Raw genomic sequence first — 2,684 nt, 5'->3', positions numbered from 1 at the left:
GACGCGCCGGAAGATATCTGCGCTCGCCGGATGATATTTGGACGCGCCGGAAGATATCTGCGCTCGCCGGATGATATTTGGACGCGCCGGAAGATATCTGCGCTCGCCGGATGATATTTGGACGCGCCGGAAGATACTCGGCCGCGTCGGATAATAACTGGGCGGGCCGGATGATAGTTGGGCGCGGCGGATGAGATTGGAGGGGGCGGGATGATTTTCGCACCGGTCGGGATCAAGTCGGCGCGGTGGCGGGTCGATAGGACGCGTGGGGCCGAAACGCGTAAACGGGACAGGTCCAATTAATTGACAGTAGGAATAATTGGACCTGTCCCGTTCTCGTTTTCGTGTTTCGTTCAATTCGGCGTTTCGATCAACTCGGCACAGACCGGAGGCCCCTGTCACGACAGAGGGGCGAGACAGGGCAGGCCGGGCGTCGTTTGCTGCAAAATAAGATAAGGGTCGGTTTGCCGAGAGGAAGGCTCCCGCCCCCTTTGATGTCCCCAGCCGTCAGGCGATCGGGCCGCCGCACTGGCCGCAGAACTTGTCGTGTTCGTCGTTGAGCGCCTTGCACTGCGGGCAGCGGACCTTCACGGTCGCGGCGGAGGCGGTGGGCGCGGGGCGGTGCTTCAGGGCGTCGACTTCCGACAGGGCATCGTTCAACATGCCGCCCGCCGAGCGGGTCCAGGGTTCGAGGTCTTGCCGCTGCCGCTGCGGGTCGGGAATGAGCCCCGCGCCGGCGGCGCCCATGCGGCCGAGGTTCGAGACGACGACGCCGACGATCATCAGAATCATCCCGCCGAACGCCCGCATGGCCATCGATCGCCCGCGCGACTCGAACTCGTCGAACTCGCCGAAGTTCATCGCGGCCGAGATGAACGTGGAGAGGAACGAGATCAGCCCGATCGCTATCAGCGTCATGCCGATGTAGAACAGCGCCTTTCGCCCCTGCGAGAGGTCGCGACGCGGGGGTGATGGTGGTGTGGTTGGCAATGTCCCTCCTGAAGGTTCGCTACGCAGCATACCAGCAGACGAGGCGATCGCCGCCGTTCTATTGCGAGCCGTTCTTTAGAACGCCCTGCCGCGGCGAGCGATTGGCCAGCCAAGGCCGGGAATACCGGCAGCCAGAGGATTTTTGGGGGCGTCAGCGGGCAAGTGCAACGGAGATTGCTGGTTTACCAGACCTTGCTAATTTCGTTCAGGCGATTCTTCGGGCAGGAAGAACGCCTCAAGCGGGCGATAGCCGAGTTCGGCCATCAGTTCGTTCCAGTTGGCGGGCAGTTTGATCTCAATTGTGGCGGAGTTGCCGCCGGGCATCGTCTGCACCTTGTTTCGGTCGGCGTCGCCGGTGACGAGGATCGGCGTCATGCCGGCCTTCATGACCGGAATTGTGTAGATCTTCTCCTGCCCGGGCACCGTCGCCATCCACGGCGGTGGGGCCGTCAGTTCGCCGCCCTCGTCGCGGATGATCTTCTTCACGTGCATGTCCACGGTGTATCGGGCGGGGAAGGCGCTGCCGGGGTTGGCCCAGTAGTTGGCGTACGCACGTTCGTACGCGGGGCGACGGGCGGTGGCGATCAGGGCTTCCTCCAGCTTTTCCTTCGTCGGGTAGGTGCGGGCGAGGTCGCGGGCGACGTATTCGGTAATCAGCAGGGTTCGGTCCGGCAAACGCGGGCCGCTGCCCGTGGCGAACTGACCCTTCTCCACGGCGTCCCACGCCATCATTTCCATGATCTTCCGCCCGTCGTGCGAGGCGGGGGTGAGGTTGTTGCCCCACATGAGCGCCGACGCCGCCGTCAGCGTGCTCTGGTTGAGATCGAACCCCTTCTGCACGTGGTACGGCTGCCAGCCGATCTTGAGACAGGCCGCCTCGTCCTCGGCCAGGGTCCACGGCATGAGGTAGCCGAAGGAACCCATGCGGTCCTGCTTGATGTAGTAGCCGCCGAGGTTCATCATCGCGAGGTTGATGAACCGCCCGAGCGCGGCGTTGCGCGGCTCGTTGATCTGACCCTGCGCCGCATCGATGCCGAGCTGCCGCGCGACCGGGCCGTTGATCCAGCAGAACGGCGTCCACGCGTGGGTGCTGGCGAGCGTCCGGCGATAGTTCCCGTCCGCCAGCGCTTTCGTATACGCAATCAGGATTGGCATGAACTCCGGCGGGCATCCCGCCATCGCGCCGTTGACCGCCACGTGCCAGACCAGCGTCTCGCGGTACGCGATCGGCAGCACGCCGACCACGCGGTCCCACGGCTGGTCGGTGTACCTCAGGAACGCCTCGACCCGCTCCACCGTGGGTGGGATGATCGGCAGACCGTCGGACCAGCGCTGTTCGGTGAAGAAGCGGTTGACGCCCTCGATCGTGCCGGCGAACACCCGGTCCTTCGGGTCGCCCACGGCCGCCTTCTGCCGCTCGGCGATCTCCGCGTCGGTGATCGGCTTCGTCAGCGCCTCGACGATCTGCGGCCACACGACCTCCCGCGTGTTGCGGGCCAGTTCATCGGGGCTGTGGGCCGAGAAGGCCCCGGGATACGTTGCGGCGCGCGGCGCGGCCACGCCGTGGGTGACGGCGGTCGAGTAGACCTGGTTCACGAACGTCGGCGCCGCGACGGTGACGGCGGGAATGCCCAGGTACTCGGCAGCGATGCTCGACCCGGTCTCCTTCGGCGTGCAGAGCCCGCACCCGCCGT

General features: G+C 65.3%; 2 protein-coding genes. Both read right to left on the bottom strand.

Annotated elements, in window-relative coordinates:
* Positions 1–507: 507 nt before the first annotated feature.
* Complete coding sequence (locus VGN72_11955; protein HEV7300072.1) at positions 508–990, bottom strand: zinc ribbon domain-containing protein; 483 nt, start codon at positions 988–990, stop codon at positions 508–510.
* A 195-nt stretch (positions 991–1,185) separates the two neighbouring features.
* On the bottom strand, positions 1,186–2,684 hold a 1,499-nt coding region (locus VGN72_11950; protein ID HEV7300071.1), incomplete at its 5' end, for a hypothetical protein.

The organism is Tepidisphaeraceae bacterium (genome assembly GCA_035998445.1).
Classification (GTDB): Bacteria; Planctomycetota; Phycisphaerae; order Tepidisphaerales; family Tepidisphaeraceae; genus DASYHQ01.
Note: the sequence above shows the minus strand (reverse complement) of the source record. Positions and strands in the feature narration are given on the sequence as shown.